Raw genomic sequence first — 25,516 nt, forward strand, 5'->3', positions numbered from 1 at the left:
GCGGGAATACCGATTCGCAAGGTCATCGGGCACGAAACCCTTGACAGCCGGACCGGGGCCTTCCAATACTGTCGAATCCGCAGTGCGGAATATTCGTTTCCGTCTCACGGAAATAAGGGAAGGGGGGTTGATGACCGTCTCCGACATCGAGGTGGCCGTACCTCCGGCCGCCGCCAGGCCGCCGAACCGGTCCCCGTCCCGTGGCCTGCTGCCACGAGGCGCCCTGCTGCTGGTCGCCCGCAAACTGGGCGGCGCGGTGCTGGTCGTCTGGGGCGTGGTCACCTTCACGTTCGTCGTGGCCCGCGTCGTGGCGCCGGACCCGACGGGCCTGCTGGTACCGCCCGGGGCGAGCGAGGAGGTCCGGGCCCAGGTGCGGTCCTCCCTCGGCCTGGACCACAGCATCCCTCGCCAGTACCTCATCTACCTGCGCGATCTGCTGCACGGCGACCTCGGTACGTCCTTCGGCACCGGCCGCGCCGTCAGCGCCGACCTGACCAGCAGGCTCCCCGCCACGCTGGAGTTGGCCGTACCCGCCCTGATCATCGGCGTCCTGCTCGGCACCGCGCTCGGCGTGATCAGCGCGGTCCGCCGGGGCAAGGCCGCCGACCACGCGATCCGGGTGGTCACCGTGGCGGCGCTCGCGATGCCGCAGTTCTGGCTCGGCCTGGTGCTGTTGTCGCTGTTCTTCGTCCGGTTCGGCATCCTGCCGGGACCCATCGGCCGACTGCCCGCGGGCCTGGCGCCGCCGCCCGGCGTCACCGGCAGCTACGTCATCGACGGGCTGCTGGCCGGGCAGTGGGACACCGTCCGGCAGGCCCTGCTCCAACTGGTGCTGCCCTGCGTCGTCCTGGTCTGCGGCATCTTCGCCCCCATCACCAGGGTGGCCAGGTCCGGCATGGTCGAGGCGCTGCGCAGCGAATACGTCAGGACCGCGCACGCCTACGGTTTCAGCCGGTCCCGTATCTACCGCAGCTACGCGCTCCGCAACGCGCTGCTCCCGGTGATCACCATGATCGCCGGCGGCGTCGCCTTCGCCTTCACCGGCGCGGTGCTGGTCGAGGGGGTCTTCGGCTGGCCGGGCATCGGCCAGTACGCGCTGACCGCCGTCCAGCAGTCCGACTTCCCCGCGCTCCAGGGCTTCGTGCTCTACGCGGCCGTCGTATACGTCGCCCTGTACGCACTGGTCGATCTCGCCTACTCGCTGGCCGACCCGAGGATCCGCTCATGACCGCCCCGGCCCCCGTGCCCTCCGCCGACCTGACCGCCGCCCCCTCAGCGGGCCCGCCCGCGGGGCCCGGCGGCCCGGACCAGGACCGGCGCCCGTCCGGCCGTCGGCTGACCCGCCTGCTGCCCGGCGCCGGCGGCGCCGACTCGCTGACCGTACGCCTGGGCCTCGGCCTGATGGCCGTGCTGCTGGTGGCCGCCGCGGTCGGCAGGATCTGGACGCCGTACGACCCCGAGCAGCCCGGCGTGGGGCTGCCGTACCAGTCCCCGGGCGGGAAGCACTGGTTCGGCACCGACCAGGCGGGGTCCGACGTCTTCTCCAAGACGCTCGCCGCCACGTGGACCGACCTGTGGCTGACCCTGGTGGCGGTCGCCATCGCCTTCGTGATCGGCAGCCTGCTCGGCGCGGTCGCCGGGTACTGGGGCGGCTGGGCGGACGCGGTGATCATGCGGGTCACCGAGATCCTCCAGTCCTTCCCCGCGCTGCTGCTGGCGTTGCTGCTGGTCACCACGCTCGGCTCGGGCCTGGCCAATGTGATCGTCGTGGTCGCCTTCGTCGGACTGCCCGGCTATCTGCGGCTGCTGCGCGCGGAGGTCAAGGGCCGCAAGTCGTGGGAGTTCGCCGAGGCCGCCGTGCTGGCGGGCAACAGCGGACGGCGTGTCCTGGCCCGGCACCTGGTGCCCAACGGCCTGACCCCGCTGGTGTCCTACGCGGCGGTCAACGCCGCCTGGGTGGCGATCGTGGTCTCCAGTCTCGGCTTCGTCGGCGTCGGGATCGAACCCGGCAGCCCGGAGTGGGGCTCGATGATCGCGGGCGGCAAGGACTCCCCGGACGCGTACTGGATCTCGCTGTTCCCCGGCGTCTGCATTCTGCTGCTCGCCGCCGCCTTCTACCTGCTCGGCGACGGCCTGCTGGAACGGGAGGACGACCGATGAGCGCCACCTCCGGCGCGGCCGTACAGCCGCCTGCGCCCCTGGCCGACGGAGCCGGGAACGCGTCCGGCGCCGACCCCGGCGTCCCGCTGCTCACGGTGGCCGGCCTGTCCGGCGCCTTCCGCTCCGGGCACGGCGACCGGGCGCGCGCCGTCCAGGTGCTGCGCGATGTGAGCTTCGAGCTGCCGCGCGGGCAGATCACCGCGATCGTCGGCGAGACCGGCAGCGGGAAGTCGCTGACCGCGCTCACCGTGATGGGACTGTGCCCGCCCCGGCTGTCCGTCGAGGGCTCCATCCGCTTCGACGGGAAGGAACTGCTGGGCCTGGACGAGGCCGGTTACCGCGAACTGCGCGGCGGCCAGATCGCGATGGTCTTCCAGGACGCCCGCTCCTCGCTCAACCCGGTGCTCACCGTCGGCCGCCAGCTCACCGACGTGGCCCGGCTCCACCACGGCCTCGGCAAACGCGCGGGCCGCGCACTGGTGGCCGAGACGCTGGCACGCGTCCGGATCCCCGACCCCGTGCGGCGGATGGCGCAGTACCCGCACCAGTTCTCCGGCGGCATGGCGCAGCGGGCGATGATCGCGATGGCACTGCTGTGCCGCCCCCGGATGATGCTGCTGGACGAGCCGACCACCGGGCTGGACGTCACCACCCAGGCCGATGTGATGGAACTTGTCGTGGAGCTGGCCCGGCAGGACGGGCTCACCGTGTGCCTGGTCACCCACGACCTGGGCGTCGTCGGCGAGACCTGCGACCGGGTGGTGGTGATGCGGGGCGGCACGGTGATCGAACAGGCCGCCGCCGAGGACTTCTTCCGGGCTCCGCAGGCCGACTACTCCCAACTCCTGCTGGCCGCCAACCGCGTTGACGACGACTCCGGGAGGCCGTCATGACCTCGTCCGCCGTACCCGCTTCTTCCGCCTCCGCCGCCGACTCGGCCGCCGTCGGCGCGTCCGCCCCGGCCGGGTCCGAACCGGTCCTCCAAGTGGACGGCCTCCGGACCGAGTTCACCGTCCGCAGCCGGGGCCTGCGGCACACCCTGCGCGCCGTGGACGGCGTGGACCTGGTGCTGCGGCCGGGCGAGACGCTGGCCGTCGTCGGGGAGAGCGGCTCGGGCAAGTCCACGCTCGCCCGGTCGATCCTGCGGTTGGTCGAACCGGCCGCGGGCCGGGTGACCGTCGCCGGGCGCCCGCTGTCGTCCTTCCGCGACCGGCGCGAGGTGTACCGGGACGTGCAGATGGTCTTCCAGGACCCCCGCTCCTCCCTCGACCCCCGGCAGAAGATCCGCTCGATCCTGGACGAGCCGCTACGGCTGCACCTGCGGATGCCCGCGCCTCGGCGTGAGGCCCGAATCCGTGAGCTGCTGGCCTCAGTTGAGCTGTCGGAGGACCTCCTGGACCGGCGGCCGGCCGCGCTCTCCGGCGGTCAGCGGCAGCGGATCGGCATCGCCCGCGCGCTGGCCGTCCAGCCCAGGGCCGTCATCCTCGACGAGCCCACCGCCTCGCTCGACGCCTCCACCCGGGGCGTCGTGCTGGACCTGCTGGCCCGCCTCCAGCGCGAGACCGGCATCGCCTACCTGCTGATCTCGCACGACCTCCAGGCCGTACGCCGGATCGCGCACCGCGTGCAGGTGATGTACGTGGGCCGGGTCGTGGAGTCCGGCACCACCGAGGAGGTGCTGCGCCGTCCCGCTCACCCCTACACCCGCGCGCTGCTGGACGCCGCCCCGGTCGCCGCGTACGGCGGCCACACCCGCGCCATCCGGCTCAGCGGCGAGAACCCCGGCCCCTTCGACCTGTCCGCCGGCTGCGCGCTGGCCCCCCGCTGCCCGCTGGCGGAGGAGTCCTGCACGGCCGGTAGGCCCCCGCAACTGTCCTTCGGCGGCACGCACGACGCCGCCTGCCCCATCACCCACCGACAGGTCAGCGCCGACCTCTCGGCCGCGCGAAGAGAGAGGCAAGACTCAGATGACCAGTAGATCTCCGCAGCGCGCCCGGCTGTTGGCCGGTACGGCCGCGGTCGCGGTCGCCGCCGTCCTGACGGCCTGTTCGTCCTCGGCAGGCACCACCGGACAGAGCGCCGCCAAACCGCCCGCGGCGCTGATCGCCGCCTGGCCGAGCGACATCTCCACCATGGACCCGGGCAACGTCAACACCGACCAGGACAAAGAGCTGGCGATGAACGTCTACCAGAACCTGGTGGGCTACAAGACCACGGCCCAGGGCGGCCACTCCGCCTCCAACGGCCTCGCCGCCGCACCCGCCCTCGCCTCCTCCTGGACCATCGCAGGGGACACCGTCACCTTCACCCTCCGCGACGGCCTGAAGTTCTACCCCAGCGGCAACCCGGTCACCGCCAAGGACGCCGTCTGGTCGCTCCAGCGGGCGCTGAAGCTCAACGGCGCCGTCGAGCTGAACAACAGCGGTGTCTTCGACGCCGCCCAGATCACCGCCCCCGACGCCACCCACGTCGCCATTCGCTACCAGGACAGCGCGGGCAAACCGATCAAGGCCAGCGAGGTCAACATCGCCACGCTGCGCACCTGTTGGTACGGCGTCATCGACTCCGCCGCCGCCCTCAAGAACGCCGGCCCGTCCGACCCGATCGCCGCCGAGTGGCTGAAGAGCCACGTGGCGGGCAGCGGCCCGTACTACGTCAAGAGCCGGCAGACCGGCCAGTCGCTGAATCTCGCGGCGGTGCCCGGCGCGGCCCTGAACGCGCCGAAGTTCTCCGCCGTGACACTGCGCGTCGTCAACGACGGCAATGTGGCGGGCCTGTTGCGCGGCGGCAGCGTCAACATCGCCCAGTACGGCCTGAGCCCCCGGGACGCGACCTCGCTGAAGTCGGCCGGGTTCAACGTCCAGCACGCCAACACCTCCAGCTACCTCTACCTCCAACTCGCCTCCGACGCGGGCCCGTTCAAGGACCCGCTGGTGCGGCGCGCCGTCGCCGAGGCACTCCCGTACGACGCGCTGGTGAAGAACGTCTACTACGGCCAGGCCGAGCGTGCCGACTCCTACGTCTCCGCCGGCGCCCCCGGCTACAGCGCCGCCTGGAAGGACTACGGCGACGCCGCGAAGGCCAAGAGCCTGATGGCGCAGGCCGGGAACCCGTCGGTCTCCACCAAGCTCCGCTACCCCAGCGAGAACACCGACTTCGCGACCGCCGCCCAGCTCATCAAGAGCGCGCTCAAGCCGATCGGCGTCGACGTCACCCTGCAACCGCAGACCTCGGCCGCGCTGATCACCTCGATCATCGGCCGCGCCACCGCCAAGACCGGCGGCAGCGCCGACGACGGCATGGTGCTCACCACGCTGTCGACGTACGTGGAGGACGCCAAGACCCCGGTGAAGCTGTGGACCGTGACCGGCGGAGTCGTGAACTTCTCCCGCACCAGCATCCCGGAGATCGACCGGCTCCAGGGCGAGTTCGCCATGGCGGCGCCGAGCCCGGCGCGTGACCAGGCGTACGAGAAGATCCAGCAACTCGCCGCGCAGGACGCCGCGTTCCTGCCGCTGGTGGTCACCGGCCGCACCCTGGTCAGCGCCTCAGGGGTGTCCGGCCTGACCTTCACCCCGGAGCCCGTCACCCTCTACTGGACGCTGGAGCCCAAGAAGTGACGGCCGGGCAGGCCGGGCCGTCGACCGGGGAGTCCGGCTCCGAGCCGTTGTGGCGCCGCTCGGCGCGGCAACTCGCCGCCTCCTACGCCGAAGGCTCGGCCACGCCCGCCGAAGTGCTGGAAGCGGTGGTCGAGCACGCCGAGCAGGTCGACCGGCGTCTGAACGTCTTCGCCCACCGCGCCTTCGACGCCGCCCGGCGGTCCGCCGCCGCCAGCGGTGAACGGTGGCGCGCGGGAACCCCGTTGAGCGCGTACGACGGCGTGCCGCTCACGGTCAAGGACAACATCCCGGTGGCCGCGATGCCCTGCGCCTGGGGCAGCCGGCTCTACGCCGACCGCACCCCGGAGCGCGACGAACTGTGCGTCGGACGGCTGCGGGCCGGCGGCTGGGTGATCCTCGGCAAGAGCAATGTCTCGGAGTTCACCCTCGGTCTCGGCAATGTCAGCACCCTGCTGCACGGCACCACCCGCAACCCGTGGAATCCCGCGCTCACCACCGGCGCGTCCACCGGCGGCGGCGCGGCGGCGGTGGCCGCGGGCGTCGGGCCGGTGGCGCTGGGCACCGACGGCGGCGGCTCGATCCGCTGGCCGGCCGGGTACTGCGGGCTGGTCGCGCTCAAGCCGACGCTGGGCCGGGTCGCCCGGCTCGACGGCCTGCCGACCGTGCTGCACGACCTGGAGGTGATCGCACCAGCCGCCCGTACGGTGGCGGACCTGTCCGCGCTGCTCGGGGCGGTGGCCGGGCCCGACGCGCGGGACCGCCGTTCGCTCGGTGTGCCGGACGGCCCCGCCTTCCGCGGCCGGCCGCTGCGGATCAGGATGGTGGGGCGGTTCGGCGACTATCCGGTCGAACCGGAGATCACCGCGTCGCTGACGGCCGCGGCCGACCGGCTCAGCGCGCTCGGCCACCGGGTGGAGTCCGGCGAAGTGCCCTTCGACTTCGGCCGGTTCGACACCCACTGGCGGACCATCGGCACCACCGGCCTGGCCTGGCTGATGCGCCGTCACCCGGACTGGCGCGCGGCGGTCGGCGACATCTACCCGCCGATGGTCGAGCACGGCCGCTCGTTGAGCGCCGCGGACTACGTGGACGCGCTCGACGCCTTCCGTGACCTGTTCGCGCAGCTCGCCGACTTCTTCACCGGCACCGACCTGCTGCTCACCCCGGTCGCCGGGGCGATGCCCTGGGCCGCCGACCAGCTCGCCCCGCCCTACCAGCGGGTGTTCACCGGCATCGCCAACGCCACCGGTGTGCCCGCTCTCAGCCTGCCGGGACCACCGTCCCCGGCCGGCCTGCCGATCGGTTTCCAGCTCGTCGGCCCGTACGGCGCGGACCGGGCGCTGCTGGACCTCGCATCCGACTACGAGGCCGCGTACGGCTGGGCCGACCGCTGGCCGGCTGTCGCCGCCCCCCTTCCGAAAGGCGCCCGAGCATGACAGTCAGGATCGACTCCTTCGACACCGCGGGGCCCGGTGACACCGACGGGCTGGTGGCGGTGCTCAGCGCCCACGACCCGGCACGGATACGGCGGCTCGCTCTGCTGGTGAAGACCGAGGGCAGCGCCGAGACCAACGACTTCTCACGCGAACTCGCGTCCTGGCGGGCCCGGGAGGCCGTGCTCGCGCACGGCGGCGGGGACCTGCTGGAACGCTCGGTGTTCCTGCACTCCACGGGCGCCGAGGGGGCGATGACGCCGTTCGGCTATCTCGTCGTCGAGCTGGACGACGCGGACGGCGCGGACGGCTCGGGTGCCACAGAGGCCGTTGCCGTGACGGACGACGCGGAGTCCACCGGCGGGGAGGCGGCCCCGGCTCCTCGCGGGGCGCCCGGCCCAGCGGGCACGCTCTGCGTGGGCATAGGGCGCAGCCGCCGGATCCGCGGTTCCGAGATCGGCTCGGCCGAACACGTCGCGCTGGCCGAGCAGGCCGTCGCGGAGGCCGTCGCGGACGCGGGTCTCGACCCCGCCGACGTCGCACTGGCCGTCGTCAAGACGCCGCTGACCGCACACGACGAGCCCATGCGGGTCACCTCCGCCGAGGCCAAGGCGGTCGGCGCCCTCGGCGCGGCGCTCGCGCTCGGCGAGGTGGAGCGGGCCGACGTCGTCCCGGCCGCCTTCGGCCGTGACCTGACCCTGCACTCGCGCCGCACCATGGTCTTCTCCAGCTCGGAGGCCGCGTGTGTCGAGGTCCTGGTGTTCGGCAACCGCCCCGGCGCGGGCGGCGACCTCCGGATCGTCTCCGGACTGCTCGCCGACGTCCTGGACGCGCCCGGCATCCGCCGCGTCCTGGCCGCGGCGGGCACGGAGTTGACCGCCGACGGGACGGTACGGGAGCCGGGACAGGTCGCGGCCCTGCTGATCAAGGCGGGCAACCGGCGGGACGGCACTCTGCGTGGCGCCCGGACCACCGTGCTGACCAGCCAGTTGGACCCGGACAAGCACGTCCGGGCGATCATGAGCGGGGTGGCGGGAGCGGTGCTCGGCACCGGGCGGATGTTCATCTCCGCCAACTCCGTCCACCAGGCACCGGACGGGGGCGGCCTGTGCGTCGCGATCGTCGGACCGCCCGTCTCCGGCGCGCCGGCCACCGACGTGCCGCCGCGCGGCGTACCGGCTTCCGTCGCGGCCTCCCCGGCGGGTGGCGCCGTATGAGCCTGCCGACCCTGCCCATGGTCGGTGACGCCGACGTACGGTCGGTGATCACCGTCGCCGACGCGCTGGAGGTGGTCGAGGCCACCTACGCCGACTTCGGCGCCGACCGGCTCTCCCTGTCCGCCCCCACCATCACCCGGCTCGGCGTGAGCGGCGGCACGCGGGGCTTCGGCCTCAAGGGCGCGCTGCTCGACCGGTACGGGGTCGCCGGGGTGCGGGTCACCCCGACCCACACCGGCGGGCGCAACAGTTGGTGCCTGGTGCTGGAGACCGAGTCCGGCCGCCCGTTGGTCGCCGTCGAGGAGACCTGGCTGCACCGGCTGCGGACGGCGGCCTCCGCCGCCGTCGCCGCGCGGCTGCTGGCCCGGCCCGACAGCAAGGTGCTGACGCTGGTCGGCGCCGGACAGATCGCCGCCTTCGTCCCGGCCGCGTTCGCCGAGGCGTTCGCGCTGGAGGAGATCCGGGTGGTGGCGCGCACGGCCGGCTCCGCCGCCGACTTCGTCGCCCGGCAGCCCGTCGCACCGGGCGCCACCCTCACCCCGTACGACGGCCTGGACGCCGCCGCACCGGGCTCGGACATCGTCGTCGCCCTCACCTCGGCCCGCCAACCCGTCGTCCACCCGCGGCACTTCGGGCCCGGCGTCACGCTGCTCGGCCTCGGCGGCGGCGCGGAGATCGCGGCCGAGATCGTGACAGGGCCGACGCCGTACGGCACCCGGACCCCCGCCCCCGATGCCGCCGAGGCAGCCGGGTGCGGAGGCGTCGCGGGAGCCGTGCTCGCACCGGAGGCCACCGGGCACGGGACCGGGACGGCCGACCGCTTCTTCGTCGACGATCTCGGCTACGCCCGGGAGATCGGCTCGATCGCCTCCTGGCTCGCGGCGGGCCTGCCCCCGCGGACCCTTGACGCCCGGCTCACCGGCTCCCTCCCCGCCGTCGCCGCCGGCTCCCTCCCCGGCCGCACGCACCCCGACGAGCGGGTCCTCGGCATCGTCCAGGGCGTCGCCGCCTGCGACGTGGCCCTGGCCTGCCTGACAATGCGCCGCCTCGGCATCGGCTGAACCGCCCCCGCTGATCCCGTCAGCGGGCGGCGCACCTCACGGAACACCGTCCCCGCGGGTCAGCGAGGCAGGCGACCGGGCGCGGAGACCGACCCTTCGGCCCCGGTCGCCGCCGTGGCGTCGCCCGGCCTCCGGCGCTGACGCGCGCGGCGTTCGCCCACCTGGACATGCCGACTCGGGGCTGGCCCACCGCCTCTGAGTCGACCGGGCTCCGGACCGGCGGACGCGGGCCGGTGGTACCGGCCCGCGTCGGGTCAGCGCACGGTGACGGGCTTTGTGGTGGCCGCGCCGTTGGTCCAGCCGTTGCGGTGGGCCGTGATCGTGACCGTGATCTTCCGGCCGCGGTCGGCCTTCACCGGGGCGTAGGCGGACTTGGTCGCACCCTTGATGGTCTTGCCGTTGCGCTTCCACTGGTACGTGTAGGAAGTGGCGGACGGCGACCAGGTGCCGCGGGCAGCCGTCAGCTTGTGACCGACCTTGACGGAGCCGGAGATCGACGGCGCGGTGGTGGTCTTCAGCGCGGGGCCGACCTCGACCTTCCGCGCGGGCGAGGTGGAAGCGACGGACCCCGCGCCGTTGCTGACCGTGACCCGGCAGGACACCTTGTGGGCGTAGTCGGCAGAGGTGAGGACGTGGGTCCTGGCGGTGGCACCGGAGATGACCGCGCCGTCGCGCAGCCAGGCCAAGGCGGCCTTGGCGTTGGTGCCGTTCCAGGCGGCGGAGCAGGTGAGGGTGGAGCCGGTTCGGGCCGTTCCGCTCACCGCGGCGTTGGTGGTGATCTGTGGCTTGACCATCAACAGGGTCTGCGCCTCGGACCACACCTGGGAGGTGTAGCCGCCGCTGCCGACGTACTCGGCCTTGCGCCACAGCACCGTGGCCCGGCCGTCCGGTCCGGCAGCCACCTCGCCCGCGAGGGCGTCGGTGTTGGGGACGTCGACGACAGGTGTGCTGTTCAAAGCGGTGGCCTGGCTCCAGGTGCCGTCGGCGCGCACCGCCCACTCGAGGTAGTGGTCGTTGCCGTTGTCGATGCTCGGCACCTGCGGCCACACGACCTGCACGGTTCCGTCAGCGCCGATGGAGGCGTCCACCCGCCAGTTCACGTAGCCGGTGGACAGCGTCTTCGGCGCCGACCAGGTCCCGGTGCTCGCGGTACGGGTCACGGTCTGCACAATGGGGACACCGGCGGTGGGGCTCCAGCCCGTCCACACGTAGGTGACGTCACCGTTGGGCGCGGCCAACGGTTCGCTTCCGTCGCTGTAGTTGATGGCGGAAACGGCGGTCTGAGCTGCGCTCCAACTACCCGAAGGAGCGGTGCGGGTGGCGGATTTGAGGTCGTTGGCGCCGTTGCGCCACAGCACGGTGGAGGCGTTCTTGGCGTCCATCGCCACCTGTACGTCACTTGACGTGGCGTCGGTGCCGGGCAGCACGGAGGCACCGCTCCAACTGGACCGGGCCGAGGTGCGGGTGGCGGTGGAGACCGTGTGCTCGCCGGTGAAACGGTTGAGTTCATCCCAGACCGCGGTGGCGGCGCCGCCGGGGGCCACCGCGAGGTCGATGCTCCAGAGGGATCCGGTCGTGGTGGAAGCCAGCGTCCGGGGTGCGGACCACGCCTGGTCGCCGGGGGCGAGGGCGGCGGTTCTCACATCGTAGTTACGGTACCCGTCGCCCTGGTCCCATACGGCGGTGAAGGTGCCGTCGGCCGCCGCGGCCAGGCGGGGCGTGGACATGTCCAGGCCGTCCCAGGCTGCGAGGGTGGCCGGGGCGGACCAGGCCGCCGTTGCCGGGTTCCAGCCCGCGGCCAGGGCGACCAGCGAACCGTCCGCGCCACTGCCGTCCAGCCAGGACACCACGGCCCGTCCGTCGGCGCTCACGGCAAGGACGGCCGCGGAATTCTCGGCACTCCCGGTCGCCAGGGTGTGCGGCGCACTCCATGTCGTGGTTCCGGCAGGCCGTACGGCGGTCCGGAAGTCCCAACCGGTGGCCCCGGCGGCCTTGTCCCGCCACAGCGCGAACGCGGCGCCGTCACCGGCCACCTGGACATCGATGAGAGTCTGCTGGCCGTCCGCTCCGGTCAGGGCGACGGCCGCGCTCCACGGTCCCGCCGACGCGGTGTACCCGGCGGCGGCCGAGGGAAGGGCGGTGCCCAACGAGACCGCGGCCACGGTGACGGCGAGCGCCACGGCGGCAGTCTTCGGTGTGCGTATCTTCAGTGCCATTACGGCTCCTGTCTCAGGCGAGCGCTCTTGCGCCCGGCATGCTCGCGCACATCGGAGCGAGGCGGCACAGGACCGGTGGAAGGCACATGGCGCGGATGCCCTCATGCGGACCACGACGCCCCCACTCCCGCGCCGTGGTCATGATGACAGGACGGAGCAACGGACCACGATGCCGGGTGCTGGCAACCCTGTACGGCCCCCCACGTCATCGCCGAAGTCGGCGGCACGGGCCGTCGACACCGTCGATCGCCGGAGGTTCGGCGGGTCTCACCCGGCGGCACGGCCCGGCCCGGCCCCGGGCAGGACCACGGCCGACGGCGACACTCACCCCTCCGCTGCGGGCGGGGTGAGGCGGGTGGTGAAGACGATGATGTCGTCGTCGGGCTCGGCGCCGAAGGTGTCGAGGAGTTCCGAGCACAGGGCGTCGGGTTCTTGGGGGCCGGCCGCGGCGGTGGCGGCGAGGAGTTCGAGGCGTTTGTCCAGGATGCTGTCGCGGGTCTCGATGAGCCCGTCGGTGATCATGAGGAGTCGGCTGCCGGGTTCGACGGGATGCGCGGTGGCGGGGGGATGGGGCAGGCCCAGGCCCAGCAGCGGGCCGTGTTCGGTCAGGTAGCGATAGGTGCCGTCGGGGTGGAGGAGCAGCGGCGGGAGATGGCCCGCGTTGGCGATACGCAGGCAGGCGTTGCCGGGCTCGACCAGCGCGATGCAGACGGTGGCGGTCCATCCGGGCCGATGAAGACCCAGGAGGCGGTCGAGCTGCTCCAGCAGTACGTGCGGGGGGTGGTCCTGGGCGGCGTAGGCGCGCAGTGCGTGGCGGAGTTCGCCCATGACCATGGCGGCTTGCAGGGAATGGCCGACCACGTCACCGACCGCCAGGAGGAGCCCTCGGGAGGTGTCGACGGCTTCGTAGAAGTCACCGCCGATCTCGGCCGTGGTGGCGGAGGGCAGGTAGCGCACGGCGAGTTCGGCGCCGGGGACCTGTGGGAGGGTGGCGGGCAGGAACGTACTCTGCAGAGCCAGGGCGAGCTCGTGTTCCTGGCTGTAGCGCTCGACGACGTCTTTGTGCTCGACGGAGAGTTCCGCGTACATGGCCATGACGCCGGCGTTGGTCTCGGTCAGTTCGTCGTTGAGCCGTTCGAGTTCGTCGCGCTGGGCGTGCGCTTCCTGGAGTGAGGCGATCAGGTCGCGGGTCTGGGCCTGGAGGTCGTCGATCGCGCTGGCCGGGCTCGCGGACGCGAGGAGCGAGCGGACCTGCTCAATCCGCAGGTCGCGGGCGGCGAGTTCGGGGATCGGGCAGGCGATCTCGACGCGGCCGGGGCCCGACGGGGGCCGCGCGGGAGCGGCGGGGGCGGTCTCGTAACGCGTTTGGGGCAGCAGCCGGGTGACGGCCGTCAGCGACTCGCGGCTGGGGGCGCGGTCGTCGCCCCACTGCAACACGGTGAGGAGAACGGGCGGTTCCTGCCGCATGCTGAAGACCGCGGTCATCGGCGCCGGGCGGAGCAGGTCCCGGCCCGGTTCGCTCACCGCGGGGCGGAGCAGGTCCCGGCCCAGTTCGCTCACCGCGGTGGCCAGACGTACCTGGTCGCGGCTGTCCAGGCCGACCGCCTCGGTGATGGTCTTGGCGTGGCGGCGCAGCGCGAACACGTCCCGCTCGGTCCTGATGGGGGTGACCAGCAGCGGGGTCGGGCTGAGGCGGTCGGACACGGGCGGGCTCACTGGGCCGCTTTGGCGATCACTGCGCTGGCGTCGTCACGGCGGGTCGCGGCCAGGCGCAGCAGCCCCGTGGCGATCACCGCGGGCGGATGGTGCAGCATCCCGGCCAGATCGGCGCCTTTCCAGCGTTCGCTGAGCCCGTCGGAGTGCATCACCAGCGCCCCCTGTGCGGGCATGCGGTATTCATGTGTGCGCAGTTGGTGCGTCTGGTGGCCGACGATGCCGGGGTGGGACAGCAACGTGGTGCGGGTGGTCCGGGTGAGCAGGACCGCGGTGATGTTTCCGACGCCGCAGAACAGCACCCGCCCGTCGGGCTCGAGACGGGCGACGGCCACGGCGGCGCCGCGGGTGCCGCGTAGCGCGCGGTGCACTTCTTCCATCACCTGCTCGGGCGTATGACCGGATCCGGTGCGGAACGCCTGGACGGCCGCCTGTGCGGCCAGCGCGGCCAGCGGGCCGTGGCCCAGTCCGTCGCAGGACATGACGAGCAGGCCCTCGCCGGGCCCTGGCACGGCGCCCCGCACGGGCGCGGGACGTCCGCCCCCGTGTGCCGACGCGGGACGGCCGCCCCCGTGCAGGGGCGCAGGACGGCCGCCTCCGTGTGCCGACGCCGGACGGTCGCTTCGGTGTGCCGACGCCGGACGGCCGCCCGAACCCGGCCACGGACCGGCCCGGAGGCCGGCGTCCGCGGCGCTGACCGCGGTGGGACGGGGGCTGGTCAGGTCCGACCAACTGGGCGGTGCGCCAGCGGCCGGGTCAGGGGCTGTCGGCGCTTGGCCACGCGGCGCCGTTGTCCGAGCGTCCATACGCGCGGCCCACGCGTCGCCGCAGGACTGTTCGCCGCTGATCGGGCGGGTGATGCCTCCGACGGCGGGTTCCCCGGCCGTGGCGGGCGCCGCGGAGCGCGGCCAGAAGCGGGCCAACTGGACGGTGCCGACGCCCGGTTGGGAGTGGATGTCGAAGGTGTCGGCGAGACGCTGTACGGCGCCCAGGCCGATGCCCAGCGTGCCCGCGGTCGACATCCCGTCCCGCAGGGCGGCGGAGACGTCGGCCATGCCGGGACCGCTGTCGACAGCGATCACCTCCACACCTGCCACCACGTTCCCCGCGGACTCGGCGTGGCTGCGCAGCACCCGCAGCAGCAGGGAGCCGTCGACGGCGTGCTTGGTGATGTTGGCCGCCAGTTCCGAGACGGCCAGGACCAACTCGGCGGTGCGCTGATCGCCCAGGCCGATCCGGCGGCCGAGCGCCGCCGCCGCGCCACGCGCGGCGTCGAGCCGGTCGCGGAACCAGGCCACGTCCTCGCAGTCGGCCAGCCCGGGGGAACCGGGGGTCGTCATCGGACCCACTTGGTGATGGTGACGGTGGTGCCTTCGCCGGGCGTCGTCTCCAGTACGAAGTCGTCGACCAGCCGCTTGGAACCGGGCAGTCCCAGGCCCATTCCGCTGTCCGAGGTCCAGCCGTCGGTCATCGCCAGGTCGATGTCCGCGATGCCCGGTCCGTCGTCGGTGAAGACGAGCCGCACGCCGCGCCGTCCGTGCTGCTCCACCAACAGTGCGGTCATGGTGCCCCCGCCGCCGTGGATGAGGGTGTTGCGGGCCAGTTCACTGGCCGCGGTGATCAGCTTGGTCTGCTCCACCAGGGAGAACCGGCATTCCTGTGCCAGCGCGCGCACCAACTGGCGGGCCTGTACGACCTGGGTGGTGGCGGTGATCTCCAGTACCTCCGGGGTACGGGAGGCGCCGTTCATGCGTCAGCCGCGGCGTCCGGCACGGTGCTTTCGAAGCCGTGCCCGACGCGGTCGTGTTCGAGCATGCGCAGGCCCTTGTCCAAGGTGAGCGCGGTCCGTACGTTGCCGAGCGAGAGGCCGAGTTCGACCAGGGTGATCGCGACGGCGGGGCGCATGCCCACCACGACGGTCTGGGCGTCCAGCAGCCGGGCGAGGTTGGCGATGGTGGCCAGCATGCGGCCGACGAACGAGTCGACGATCTCCACGGCGGTGATGTCGATGATCGCCCCGTGCGCGCCGGTGTCCACCACCGCGGCGGCGAGGTCGTCCTGGAGTCGCATCACGGCCTGGTCGTCGAGGTCGGTCTGGATCGAGACCAGAAGTACCTGCCCGATCCGCAGGACGGGTACCTGCTCGCTCATCGGCCACCGGCCTGCGGCGCCGTACGGGAGACCGTGACTCCGGAACGGCGCAGCGCGTGCCGCAGGGCGTCCGCCAGCGTGGCCTTGGTGACGATGTCACCGAAGTCGATGCCCAGCGCCACGATGGTCTGGGCGATCTGCGGGCGGATGCCGGAGATCGTGCACTCGGCGCCCATGAGCCGGGCCGCCACGACGGTCTTCAGCAGATGCTGGGCGACCTCGGTGTCCACGGCGGGCACACCGGTGATGTCGATGATCGCCTGCTCCGACCCGGTGTCGATCAGTGCCTGGAGCATCTTCTCCATGACCACCATGGTGCGCGCCGAGTCCAGGGTTCCGACCAGCGGGACGCCGACCACGCCGTCCCACAGCTTCACGACGGGGGTGGACAGCTCCAGCAACTGCTCCGCCTGCGCCGCGATCAGCCCTTCGCGGGTACGGGTGTAGACCTCGATGGTGAACAGCCCGAGCGTGTCCAGCAGCGCGGCGAACTGCAGGTACGCCTGCGGGTCGCTGTCCTCGCCCTCCAGCGCCGGCGCCAGGACCTCCCTGAGCGCGAACACGCTCACGGCGGTCTCGGTGGGAGCGAAACCCTGCATGGCCCGGTTCCGCGACAGTTCGGTCAGCAGCGCACGTACCTCGCCGAACGCCTCGTCGTGCCCGTCCACGCTCCCGCTGCCGAGCGCGGAAAGCAGCGCGGCGTAGATCTCCCGGAGCTCCCGCTCGACCTCGGAACGGCTCACTCGTCCGCCGAGCGAACCGGTCACCTTGTCGGCCCACTCGGCGGCCAGATCCTCACCCTGGACGGACAGCAGACCGATCAAGCGCTTAGCGATGTCTTTGCCAGCCACAGGGAATCCTCTCTCAACGGGATCAAGCGATCCTCGCGGAACTCTAAGCCATACGGGTGAGAGGCAGCCGGGTGATCCCCCGAGGCGCCGCCGCTCCGCTCCCCCGCGAAGCGACGCCCCTTCCGCCCTCCGTACCACCGACGATCACGAGAGACGCCAAGCCCACCAACCGGGTCAAACCCTTCTGGTCGACGGCGCCGAAGCCAAAACGCCCCGCCCCCCGAGCACGAGGCGGCGTCGCCGACCCTCCCGCGCCTCGGCCTCTCCTGCGCATTGCACCTCCCCCTGGCCGGGCGGCCTCGCTTCTCCGGCCGCGCACGGCCATTCCCCGGATAACGCGGGTCATGTCATGAGGAAGGTCACGGCGAAGTTCTTCGCGGAGACGTATGCCGCCGACGGGGCGCGGGATCTGCTCAATGGCGCTACGACGACCCTGAAGCAGACGGCATCCGACGGTACGGTCCGCACCGTGACCTACGCCGTCAACGGCTCCGGGGACCTGGCCTCGGTGAACAACACCCTCAACCGCACGACGTCCTTCGGCTACACCGCGCACAAGCCGACGTCGATCACCAGCCCAGCCGCCGGTGCGCCCGGCGACTCGGTGGCCCGGCTGTCCTACCCCTCCGCGACGCGGACCCTGCTGGCCGCGCGCAACACCGACCAGGCCCAGCCGGTCGCCTCGGTGCCGCACACCACCTACGACCTCGCCGAGCGGTGCCTCGCAGTGCGCGCTCTACGGCAACACCGCCGCCGCCTGCACCGCAGGTCGGGGACCGGTATCTCCTGGGCCAACCTCGGTCAGGCAGTTGACGAGACGGTCAACGCCCACCGCTCCCGCGTGGCTGAGCCGCTTGCCGCAGCGGGAGACCGCCGCTGATCGCGTCCGCCCAGGACCGCTGGCGGCCGGGCCACCGGTCCGGATTCATGCGTACCGGTCGAAAAGGGCCTGGAGGTATCCCTCCAGCCGCCTGGTCAGCAGGGTGGGGGTCAGATCAGCACGGCCCACCTCGCGCCAGGGGATGGCGACCTTCTCGGCGTCCGGAGCGAAGGCCAACGCGTCCAGCAGACGCCAGTAGAGATGCGCGGCGCGGTCCTCGGCCAGCGTTCCTCCCGCGTCGAGGTAGCGGTCGGCGAAGAGCATGCCCTCGGGAACGCCGTGCAGCAGGGCCAGGGCCGTCGAGCATTGGGCCACGTCCAGGTCGGCCGGCCCCCACGAGGTCTCCACCCAGTCGACGACGCCGCTGATCCGCAGACCGTCGCCGTCACCCATGAAGAGGACATTGCCGGGATGGAAGTCCCGGTGCAGGAAACAGGCCCGGTAGTCCGGGGGCTCGCGGCGGATCACGTCCACGGCCCGTTGCCACAGCTCAGGCCGCTCGGTGTCTTCGGGCGGGCTCACCCGCTCGGGAGAGGTCCACGCCTGATAGGTGCGCGGCCGGGCCTCCGCGGTCACCGGCAGCCGGTGGATGCGCAGCAATTGACGGGCAAGCAGTTCGGCACGCCGATCGGCCCCTTCATCGCCCAGGCGCACGGTCCCGGGCAGCAGGGACATCAGCAAGGAGGGATGGTCGCAGTAGCGCGCCGTTGCGTCCACCGCCACAAGCGTGGCTGCGGGCACGTCCGTGTCGCCGAGCAGGCGCAGGACGGCTGCCTCGCGGGTCAGCAGGCCCTCCGCGTGCCGGACGAAGAAGGGCTTCGCAAAGGACCGCAGGACTAGTGAGCGTCGACCGCCCGGCCCGCAGATGCCCAGGCGGCGCATCTCCGACGTCCAGCCGCCACGCAACCGTACGACGTCCTCGATGCGCTCGGCCGCTGAAAGCCCCTTCTCCACCCAGGCACGCGTCGCACCCCAGCCCTGACCCTCAAGATCGGCACCGATGTGCCCGGCCCCCTCGCCCGAAACCATGAAGGCAGGCTACCGACCTCACCGACGGACGCATCCCATGCCCACCGTGCCCACTACGGTCCCGTTCGCCCGCTCGGCGTGCGCCGCCTCGAACCTGTACCCCTCAGACGTCGATTCGACCATGCCCAAGACGCTGGCCAGCGCCGCCGTCAACCGGCTTCCGCACCCTACGCACATGGTCTCCCCCGACCGGTTCGCAGGCAGGCCGAGAGGAAGAAGCCGGCCCGGAGGCTTTGCTGCGCTGGACGTTGGCGACCATCTTGCGCAGCACCTTGAGCGCGGCTACGTACCCTTCGTCGCTGATGCCCTCGTGGACCGCACCGCGCAGCTCGGTCACCAGCTCGCGCAACCTCGCCCTGGCAGCGTCCCCGGCATCCGCGAGCCGCAGGGCGCTGCCCGCTGCCCCGACCACCTGGTGGCGGGCATCGACGGGCGTCGTAGGCGGCGTCCAGCACGGTCAGGGTCTCCGGATCGCCCTCGGTCCGCTGGCCTGCGGCGAAGAGCGGCTCGGCGACCGGTCTCCGGGGCCGGGACGACCGAGGAGGGCCGGCCGGGCGTCGAGCAACAGACTTGGTCCCCGCCCTGGTCAGGAGACGTATTCGATGAGTTGCATCATGCCGCGGTCTTCGTGCTGGAGGTGATGGCAGTGCACCAGGGCCCGGCCGGGAAAGTCCTTGAAGCGGACGCGGAGGGTCACCGAGCCGGACTTGTTGATGGCGACGGTGTCCTGCCAGACGGGTGTGTCGAGTGCGCGGCCGTCGACGGCGGTGACCAGGAAGTGGTTGGTGTGCAGGTGGAAGGGGTGATTGGCGTGGCTGGCGGAGTCGTTGGTGAGCGTCCATTCCTCGGTGTCGCCGAGCCGCAGCGTGTGGTTGACGTAGGAGGGGTCGAATCGCCCGTAGGTCGGATCCGACGGGTCAGCCGCGTCGCGGGTGGCGGGGGTCGCGCCGTCACCGGTGATGCGGAAGGCGTGGGTGAACGCCTGTCCGGGGAAGGCGTCCATGTCGCTGTGGAAGGTCAGGGCCCGGCGCCGGGTCACCTCGGCCGGGTCGATGAACGGCGCGGGGCCGGGCAGCTCGGTGGGCAGGTCCATCCGTACGCCGGGTCCCGACTGCACGGTCATGGTGGCCAGCAGGGTGTCCCCGGCCATGATCCGGTAGTTGCCCGGGCGCTGTGCGCGGATCATGACGTCCGCGCGGTTGCCCATGGCCAGGGTGACGCGCTCGCGCTCCACGGGCCGGGTGAAGGCGATGCCGTCCATGGCGATCTGGTGCAGGGTGTGCCCCTCCACCTCGATCGGCAGGACGGTGAACGCGGAGGCGTTGACCAGGCGCCAGCGCTGTACCTCGCCCACGCGCAGCCGCACCTGCGGCCGGTAGTTCCCGTTCACGACGAAGGTCGAGGGAACCGAGCTGAGATCGTCCTCGGCGTGCAGGTCGGGTACCTGGCCCCGGGCGAGCTTCAGTTCGCCGACGCACATCACCAGGTCGCTCGCGGCGGCCACCTGCGGGACCTGGTCGATGGCCCCCTCGACGATCAGGGCGCCCATCAGCCCGCTGGACAACTGGACGGCGGCTGCTCCGTGTACGTGGGGGTGGTACCAGAACGTGCCGCCCTCGTGATCCGCGGGAATCTCGATCCGGCTGCGGTAGCTGCGCGTGTTCAGGCCGTTGCGCGGGTCGTAGGGGGTGAACTCGCGGAAGACGTTGTCCGCGTTCCCCGTCGGCGAGACGTGCAGGCCATGAGTGTGAACATTGATCGAGTTAAACTTGTGCGGGACGTTGTGGTCGGCGTGGGAGGTCTGGTCGGGGTTGGGCGGCAGGTCGTTGACGTGCTCCAGGTCGAGCACGTCGCCCGGGCGCAGCCGAAGTGTGGGCCCGTTCACATGCCCGTTGTAGAGCCGGAGGTTGACGTTGCCGACGCCGGGCAGCACGCCGCGGGTGAACGCGACCCGCAGAGAGGTCGACAGGACGCCGCCCTTGGAGCGGATGACCGGCGGCTGCGGGAACGGCGCGGGCGCGGCTGCGGCCCGGGGCGCGAGCAGCGCCCCCGTCGCCAGCGCCGGGGCCGACGCCAGCAGCGCACGTCGGCTGACACCACGTGATGAACCCATGAAACGCCTCCACGCGATGCCGACCAATGTCACGTCAAGCATCGCGAAATGCGTAAATGCCCACAAGCACGACACACCTGACCCTTGATGCACCGCGTCACTCCGGGAAGCGCTGGCCGTCGGCGCCGGCCCGCCGCACCTCGCCCGGGCCTTCCACCTCGCCCCCGGCCTTCCACCTGTCCCCCACCGCCGCGAGCCGCTACGCGGCCATCGCCCAGGGCAGACAGAGCGGACCGACCCGGCTGCTGTCGAGGAGCCGCCGTTAAACCAGTGGCGTCCCCGTGGACGAACCTCATAGCTTGTGCGCTCGTGACCGATACTCCGGAGATGCGCCCGAATCCGCGCGACCTCGGCCGGGTGTTCAACGAGGTGCCGGAGCTCTACGACCGGGTCCGGCCGGGCTACCCCGACGAACTGTTCGCGGACTTTGTCGCCGTCACCGGCACGGACGACAGGTCGTCGGTGCTGGAAGTGGGCTGCGGCACCGGTCAGGCGACGCGCTCGCTGGCAGCACTCGGCTGTTCAGTGACCGCAGTCGAGCCGGGCGCGGAGATGGCCGCGCTCGCTCGCCAACGGATCGCGTCCTTCGGCAACGTCGACGTCGAGACGTCGACGTTCGAGGAGTGGGACGACCGCGGCCGACGCTTCGACGCTCTCGTGGCCGCGTCGTCGTGGCACTGGGTCGACCCGTCGATCGGCTGGCAACGGGCGCACGACGTGCTCCGTCCCGGAGGCTGGATGGCGGTGCTCGGCCACGTCGTCGTCCGCCGGCCGGGAGAGCAGGAGCTCTACGCCGAGACCGCCGATCTCCACGAGCAGCTCTGCCCCGGGGACCCCGACTGGCGTCATCCTCCCCTGGAGGACGACGTGCGCGCCACCGACCAGGGCTGGGGCCTGGTCGACGATCCCGGAGGACTGTTCGGCCCACCGATCGTGCGCTGGTACCCGACCGTGCAATGGTTCGACGGAGACGGCTTTGCCGATCACCTCCGCTCGTTGTCGCTGTACCGGAGGCTCGACCGCGACATCCGTGAGCCCCTGCTCGACGCGGTAGCCGAGCGCGTCCGCACGCGGATGGGCGACCGAGCAGCACGCCGCTATCTGAGCGTCCTCCGGGTCGGCCAGCGCGCCGAGTGAGCCACCCGCGCCGTGCGCGCGGATCGGCCGTGGACTCGGCCGTGGACTCGGCCGTGGGCGTGGAGATTCCGCATCGCCACGACTGGGCGCGCTCCACCGAATGGCGGCGGGCCCAGGCGTTTCCCGCGAACAGCGGCTCGACAGCGCCCCGCCGCGCCTCCCCTCGCGCGGCAGGGCATGTGGCAGCCGCTACCGCTACTTGTCGAGGTAGTCCCGGGCTGCATCCAGCGTCCCGGCGACGTAACCGCCGACCGGCAGGTTCAGCCCCTCGTACTGACCCTCCTCGTCCAGGCTGCCGTCCGGCTGGTAGAGACGCACGATCGGCGTGGGAAGCTCATTGCGATCCAGCGGCGGATCCCACCCGACGACCCGGCCGAGGTAGGACCGGTCGTCGTCACGGGCCGCGTAGTACAGCAGGTAGTGCGCCGGATCGACGTAGAAGGGTGCCGCGGGGTGCTGTCCCGGCCCGCCGGTCTGCGGCTGCGGCCACTCCCCGGTCGTGGATGCCGCCCGCCACGCCTGTTCGACGTCCTCGGCGGTCCGGCCGATCCACCAGCGCTCGGTCACCTCGCCCAGCGAGACGTACTCGGGCTCGCCCTCCACCCCGCCGGTGCCGACGAAGCGCACGACCGGCTCTACGGCAGAGGTGTTGATGGGATGCAGGTACCGGTAGAAGGCCACGACGCGCCCCACCCGCAGGTGGCCGTCCCGGTCCTCGCCGTAGGAGAAGCGGCCGTGCCGGTAGTAGGTGTCGGTGATGTCCTCGTAGACCGGCCAGTGCTCGAAACGGGGATTCCGGTAGTGCATCGTGATCTCCCTGTGGTCGCCGCAAAGCACCACAGGGTACTGCGCGGAGGCTCAACTCACCTTATTGCGCTGGTAGTTCACCGGCAGCCCCGGGCCGCGCGGGCTCACCGCCGGTTGAGACGATCTTGGTCCAGGGTGAAGTTGCGCTGACCTGGTCGGCGGGCCCTTCGTGCACCGTCGGGACGACAGGATGTGAACCTGCGACTCCTTGATCACCAAATCGCGAAGTCCTCCATCGCTCACTACCGCGCACCGCCTGTGGACCCCGCTTACTCCCTGGCAACCTGGGCCCGCACCTCACAAGACGTCCCTTCTCCGGTCTGCCTCACCTGACGGCATCTGACAGTCGAACGTCGCCGCCGTGTTCCAACGCCCCGAACGCAATGCGTTGTTCAGGGCGGTCGCGAGACTCGGTCCAGCGCCAAGGGGCTGGACGTAGCAGGCACTGTCCGTGCCCGCCGTGCCCGCGTGGAACTCCATGCAGCCGGGCCGGTGTCCGTGCTGCTGGGCCGCCTCCGGCTCGAACTGCGAACGCCACACTTCGGTGCCGTCGGCCGCGACGCAGTGACCGCGTTGAGGGCCACCGTCTCCTCCACATCGACCGCGTCCAGGACGTGATCACGGGACTCGGCGTATCCGACTGGATACCAACCTTCATGCGGCGGGCTGTACTCGGTTGGAGTAGGCGATGCCGATGTGGGGGCGCAGCGTCGGGGTGGGGTGTAGGCCGGGCAGCCCCGCGGCGCGAGTCGCTGTGTCGAGGTGGGAGTGGAGCCGACGGACGGGGGTCCAGGGTGCAAGGCTGTATCGGACGGCGCCGCGGGAGCCTGTCATGGGGATGGCGTGCACGGTAGCCGCCGACGGCAGGTTGTGTCCGGCCAGGTCAACGAGACGGGCGAGTTGGTGTTCGGTGACGTCGTGGGCCAGTCCGATGCGGCCGAGAGCAAGGTAAAGGCCGGTGCGGTCGATGGCGTCGAAGCCCAGACCGGTGAGGACGGTCCGGCAGCGCTCTGCCTGGTCTGCTAAGAGCTGTCCGGCCGATCATGTGACCGTCGCCTGATCTGCCGACGGTACCTGGGAACGCCTGATGCGGCAGGTCCAGCCGCAGCTGACGCGGTGGGCGAGATCGACTGGGCCGTCTCGGTGGACTCCACCATCGTGCGTGCGCACCAGCACGCGGCCGGCGCCCGCACCGACCCGCCGCCGGGTCTTGCCGACTCAAAGGGGGACGGGTGCCCTGGAACACCAGGACGAAACTCCGTGGCAGAGCCTCGTCGGCCGCCCGGCGGAGGTGGTGCGGGAGGCGAGAGCTTGGGGCGCTCGTGCGGCGGCTTCACCAGCAAAATCCACTTGAGCGCGGACGGCTTCTGCCGTCCGTTGTCCCTGATCGTCGCGCCGGGGCAGCGGGCCGACTGCACCCAGTTCATTCCAGTGCTGGAGAAGATCCGGGTTCCGCGGCTCGGGTCGGGCCGGCACCGTAAGAAGCCCGACAGCGCCGCAGTCGACAAGGCCTACAGTAGCGGTCCTTGCCGTCAGTACGTGCGGCGGCGCGGCATCCGGCACACGATCCCGGAGAAGACCGACTGCCAGGCTGCCCGCCTGCGCAGGCGCGCGAGGCGGACGGCCACCCGGCTTCGACAAGGAGCGGTACAAGAGGCGCAACACTGTCGAGAGGGCCATCAACAAGCTGAAGAACTTCCGCGCTGTCTCGACCCGTTAGGACAAGCGCAGCTGCGTCTTCCTCGGCACCGTCACGCCAGCCGCCCTTGTCATCTGGCTCCGCACCTGAGCGCGTGTCATGACATCAACCCACCAAGGCACCCGGCGCAAGTGCCAGGCCGGCTGCCGTCATGAAGTCCTCAAGGCTGATGACGCCGCTGCCGGTGCCGTCGTCCCATTCGGTCAGGAGCCCCGAGCGACCCTCGTTCCAAGACTCCGGACTGTCATCAAAGTCAGGGCCGGGGTGCCACTCGACGCTGCCCTCGCCATGCCGGTATCGGAGATACAGGTAGTGGCCGTCCGCCGTCCAGGCATCCCACTGCGATGGGCAGCCAGAACACGTCTGCACGACCCGCGTCAGCTTTCGACCTTCATCCATACTCATCCGACGATGGTCGCGCAGCAACAGGCGCCCAGCAATCGACTTCGATCTCATGCAGCAGCAGCCGCCGCACGCACGCCATCAATGATCGGCCGGACAGCTCCTAGGTCCGGGGCATCGGTGAAGTGCACGAGCCAGTAGTAGGCGCGTGTCGCTTCGGTCCGGCCCGGCCCGTCCCAGTGGTTGGTCATGACCTCCACATCGGTGAACGCGGCCCAGTCGTGTGCGGCCACCGATGCCGTACTGTCGAGGTCGGGCGGCGGGTCGGCGGGTCGGCGGGAAACGGCCGCTTGTCCGGGCCGGTCCACACGTGCTGATGTCCCTCCCTCGACCGGCTTTGCGATCATGGTGGCAGGTGTTGCGAAGCCGGCGACAGCAGGGGTCGCGGACCAGGCTCTGAGGATCTCGGTGTCGTCCTGGACCGAGGGCAGTTCTGCCCAGCGGGCGGTGGCGCGGGCTGCGAGTTCGTGGGCGCGTGTGACGACGGACGGGATCGGCGGTCCGGCGGGCTGCCGGATGGCGGCGGCCCACAGTTCCATCGCGCGTTCTACGTCCCGTACGGCCAGGTAGGCAGTGGCGGCGTCGAGGCTGACGAGTGCGCGGCTCCACGGGTCTGCCGGAACCTCGGCGAATTGCCCGGCGCGGAAAAGGGCTTGCGAGCTGTCGCCGAGGGCCAGGTGGGCGGTCGCGGCGCTGGCGCGGGTACGGGTCAGGCCGTAGGGGGACAGCGAGACGCACGGCGTCATGGTGTCGGGAACATCGTGCCGTTCGGCGAGCTCCTCGGCGCGGCTGAGGACGTGGTGGACGCCGGTCCGGTCGCCCCACTGGCATGCGCCCGATACGAGAACTGGCGACCGCCGGTCCACTGGACCGCCGTCCTGATCTTCGTGGGACACGACCAACGGAAACGGCCCATTCACCCTGCCCGGAGGCCCCGTCGCCGAGAACCCGCAGCCTCAGGAATACCGCCCCCCAGGGCTGCGCGCCGCCACGGCCGAAGGCCGCGAGACGCCGGAGCGGGCGCCGC

The 25,516-nt window shown here is 71.8% G+C and carries 22 protein-coding genes and 2 pseudogenes; 12 read left to right on the forward strand and 12 right to left on the reverse strand.

Features of this window, described 5'->3' with window-relative positions:
• Positions 1 to 130: 130 nt before the first annotated feature.
• The 8 genes from ACIP4Z_RS16965 to ACIP4Z_RS17000 are packed head-to-tail and all read left to right on the forward strand — an operon-like array spanning position 131 to position 9,491.
• A complete protein-coding gene (locus ACIP4Z_RS16965; RefSeq protein WP_355342656.1) occupies positions 131 to 1,228 on the forward strand; it encodes an ABC transporter permease in 1,098 nt (365 codons plus the stop codon).
• The gene (locus ACIP4Z_RS16970; RefSeq protein WP_355342659.1) at positions 1,225 to 2,160 is read left to right on the forward strand and encodes an ABC transporter permease; all 936 of its coding nucleotides are present in this window, start codon (positions 1,225 to 1,227) and stop codon (positions 2,158 to 2,160) included. Before ACIP4Z_RS16965 ends, ACIP4Z_RS16970 begins: the two co-directional genes overlap by 4 nt.
• Complete coding sequence (locus ACIP4Z_RS16975) at positions 2,157 to 3,053, forward strand: ABC transporter ATP-binding protein (protein ID WP_401308771.1); 897 nt, start codon at positions 2,157 to 2,159, stop codon at positions 3,051 to 3,053. The genes ACIP4Z_RS16970 and ACIP4Z_RS16975 overlap by 4 nt, the downstream gene beginning before the upstream one ends.
• A complete protein-coding gene (locus ACIP4Z_RS16980) occupies positions 3,050 to 4,138 on the forward strand; it encodes an oligopeptide/dipeptide ABC transporter ATP-binding protein (protein WP_391046167.1) in 1,089 nt (362 codons plus the stop codon). Before ACIP4Z_RS16975 ends, ACIP4Z_RS16980 begins: the two co-directional genes overlap by 4 nt.
• Complete coding sequence (locus tag ACIP4Z_RS16985; protein WP_401308774.1) at positions 4,128 to 5,780, forward strand: ABC transporter substrate-binding protein; 1,653 nt, start codon at positions 4,128 to 4,130, stop codon at positions 5,778 to 5,780. Before ACIP4Z_RS16980 ends, ACIP4Z_RS16985 begins: the two co-directional genes overlap by 11 nt.
• Positions 5,777 to 7,216 carry an amidase gene (locus ACIP4Z_RS16990; RefSeq protein WP_401308777.1) on the forward strand — a complete coding sequence of 480 codons (1,440 nt, stop codon included), beginning with the start codon at positions 5,777 to 5,779 and terminating at the stop codon, positions 7,214 to 7,216. The genes ACIP4Z_RS16985 and ACIP4Z_RS16990 overlap by 4 nt, the downstream gene beginning before the upstream one ends.
• Complete coding sequence (locus ACIP4Z_RS16995) at positions 7,213 to 8,430, forward strand: ring-opening amidohydrolase (protein WP_401308780.1); 1,218 nt, start codon at positions 7,213 to 7,215, stop codon at positions 8,428 to 8,430. The genes ACIP4Z_RS16990 and ACIP4Z_RS16995 overlap by 4 nt, the downstream gene beginning before the upstream one ends.
• A complete protein-coding gene (locus tag ACIP4Z_RS17000) occupies positions 8,427 to 9,491 on the forward strand; it encodes a hypothetical protein (protein ID WP_401308783.1) in 1,065 nt (354 codons plus the stop codon). Before ACIP4Z_RS16995 ends, ACIP4Z_RS17000 begins: the two co-directional genes overlap by 4 nt.
• Positions 9,492 to 9,745: 254 nt before the next feature.
• Here ACIP4Z_RS17000 and ACIP4Z_RS17005 read toward each other — a convergent pair whose 3' ends face one another.
• From ACIP4Z_RS17005 to ACIP4Z_RS17030, 6 genes are all read right to left on the reverse strand, one after another.
• Entirely contained in the window at positions 9,746 to 11,707 is a 1,962-nt protein-coding gene (locus ACIP4Z_RS17005) for a hypothetical protein (RefSeq protein WP_401308785.1), read from the reverse strand.
• A 324-nt stretch (positions 11,708 to 12,031) separates the two neighbouring features.
• Positions 12,032 to 13,411 carry a PP2C family protein-serine/threonine phosphatase gene (locus ACIP4Z_RS17010; RefSeq protein WP_401308788.1) on the reverse strand — a complete coding sequence of 460 codons (1,380 nt, stop codon included), beginning with the start codon at positions 13,409 to 13,411 and terminating at the stop codon, positions 12,032 to 12,034.
• Positions 13,412 to 13,419: 8 nt separating this feature from the next.
• Positions 13,420 to 14,760: a SpoIIE family protein phosphatase gene (locus tag ACIP4Z_RS17015; RefSeq protein ID WP_401308791.1), complete on the reverse strand. Its 1,341-nt coding sequence runs from the start codon at positions 14,758 to 14,760 to the stop codon at positions 13,420 to 13,422.
• Positions 14,757 to 15,170, reverse strand: a complete 414-nt coding sequence (locus ACIP4Z_RS17020) for an anti-sigma regulatory factor (RefSeq protein WP_355342689.1) — start codon at positions 15,168 to 15,170, stop codon at positions 14,757 to 14,759. Before ACIP4Z_RS17020 ends, ACIP4Z_RS17015 begins: the two co-directional genes overlap by 4 nt.
• The gene (locus ACIP4Z_RS17025; protein ID WP_355342692.1) at positions 15,167 to 15,571 is read right to left on the reverse strand and encodes an STAS domain-containing protein; all 405 of its coding nucleotides are present in this window, start codon (positions 15,569 to 15,571) and stop codon (positions 15,167 to 15,169) included. Before ACIP4Z_RS17025 ends, ACIP4Z_RS17020 begins: the two co-directional genes overlap by 4 nt.
• Positions 15,568 to 16,422, reverse strand: a complete 855-nt coding sequence (locus ACIP4Z_RS17030) for an STAS domain-containing protein (protein ID WP_401308796.1) — start codon at positions 16,420 to 16,422, stop codon at positions 15,568 to 15,570. Before ACIP4Z_RS17030 ends, ACIP4Z_RS17025 begins: the two co-directional genes overlap by 4 nt.
• Positions 16,423 to 16,771: 349 nt before the next feature.
• Here ACIP4Z_RS17030 and ACIP4Z_RS17035 point away from each other — a divergent pair, with 349 nt between their 5' ends.
• Complete coding sequence (locus tag ACIP4Z_RS17035) at positions 16,772 to 17,302, forward strand: hypothetical protein (protein WP_401308798.1); 531 nt, start codon at positions 16,772 to 16,774, stop codon at positions 17,300 to 17,302.
• A gap of 45 nt (positions 17,303 to 17,347) precedes the next feature.
• Here the strand turns inward: ACIP4Z_RS17035 and ACIP4Z_RS17040 are convergent, their stop codons facing one another.
• The 3 genes and pseudogenes from ACIP4Z_RS17040 to ACIP4Z_RS17050 form a co-directional block, all read right to left on the reverse strand.
• Positions 17,348 to 18,331: a phosphotransferase family protein gene (locus ACIP4Z_RS17040; RefSeq protein ID WP_401308801.1), complete on the reverse strand. Its 984-nt coding sequence runs from the start codon at positions 18,329 to 18,331 to the stop codon at positions 17,348 to 17,350.
• 232 nt (positions 18,332 to 18,563) lie between these two features.
• A pseudogene (locus ACIP4Z_RS17045) lies at positions 18,564 to 18,731 on the reverse strand (MarR family transcriptional regulator); the annotation flags it as partial.
• A gap of 186 nt (positions 18,732 to 18,917) precedes the next feature.
• Positions 18,918 to 20,444, reverse strand: a complete 1,527-nt coding sequence (locus tag ACIP4Z_RS17050; protein WP_391046185.1) for a multicopper oxidase domain-containing protein — start codon at positions 20,442 to 20,444, stop codon at positions 18,918 to 18,920.
• 309 nt (positions 20,445 to 20,753) lie between these two features.
• Between ACIP4Z_RS17050 and ACIP4Z_RS17055 the strand changes: the two genes are divergently transcribed.
• Positions 20,754 to 21,581 (forward strand): class I SAM-dependent methyltransferase, encoded by an 828-nt coding sequence (locus tag ACIP4Z_RS17055; protein ID WP_401308804.1) that lies wholly within the window; start codon positions 20,754 to 20,756, stop codon positions 21,579 to 21,581.
• Positions 21,582 to 21,776: 195 nt separating this feature from the next.
• On the opposite strand, the gene ACIP4Z_RS17060 is transcribed toward ACIP4Z_RS17055, so the two are convergent.
• Entirely contained in the window at positions 21,777 to 22,388 is a 612-nt protein-coding gene (locus ACIP4Z_RS17060) for a hypothetical protein (RefSeq protein ID WP_401308807.1), read from the reverse strand.
• A gap of 870 nt (positions 22,389 to 23,258) precedes the next feature.
• On the opposite strand from ACIP4Z_RS17060, the gene ACIP4Z_RS17065 reads away from it, so the two are divergent.
• Both ACIP4Z_RS17065 and ACIP4Z_RS17070 read left to right on the forward strand, forming a co-directional pair.
• Positions 23,259 to 23,414, forward strand: coding sequence for a hypothetical protein (locus ACIP4Z_RS17065; RefSeq protein ID WP_401308810.1), 156 nt, complete (start codon positions 23,259 to 23,261; stop codon positions 23,412 to 23,414).
• 34 nt (positions 23,415 to 23,448) lie between these two features.
• A pseudogene (locus ACIP4Z_RS17070) lies at positions 23,449 to 24,177 on the forward strand (IS5 family transposase); the annotation flags it as partial.
• Between the two features lie 15 nt (positions 24,178 to 24,192).
• Here ACIP4Z_RS17070 and ACIP4Z_RS17075 read toward each other — a convergent pair.
• Together ACIP4Z_RS17075 and ACIP4Z_RS17080 are read right to left on the reverse strand one after the other, a co-directional pair.
• The gene (locus ACIP4Z_RS17075) at positions 24,193 to 24,492 is read right to left on the reverse strand and encodes a hypothetical protein (protein WP_401308813.1); all 300 of its coding nucleotides are present in this window, start codon (positions 24,490 to 24,492) and stop codon (positions 24,193 to 24,195) included.
• A gap of 47 nt (positions 24,493 to 24,539) precedes the next feature.
• Positions 24,540 to 25,355 (reverse strand): hypothetical protein, encoded by an 816-nt coding sequence (locus ACIP4Z_RS17080; protein ID WP_401308815.1) that lies wholly within the window; start codon positions 25,353 to 25,355, stop codon positions 24,540 to 24,542.
• Between the last annotated feature and the right edge of the window lie 161 nt (positions 25,356 to 25,516).

The sequence above is a fragment of the Streptomyces sp. NPDC088910 genome, from assembly GCF_044749865.1.
In the GTDB taxonomy this organism is placed as follows: domain Bacteria; phylum Actinomycetota; class Actinomycetes; order Streptomycetales; family Streptomycetaceae; genus Actinacidiphila.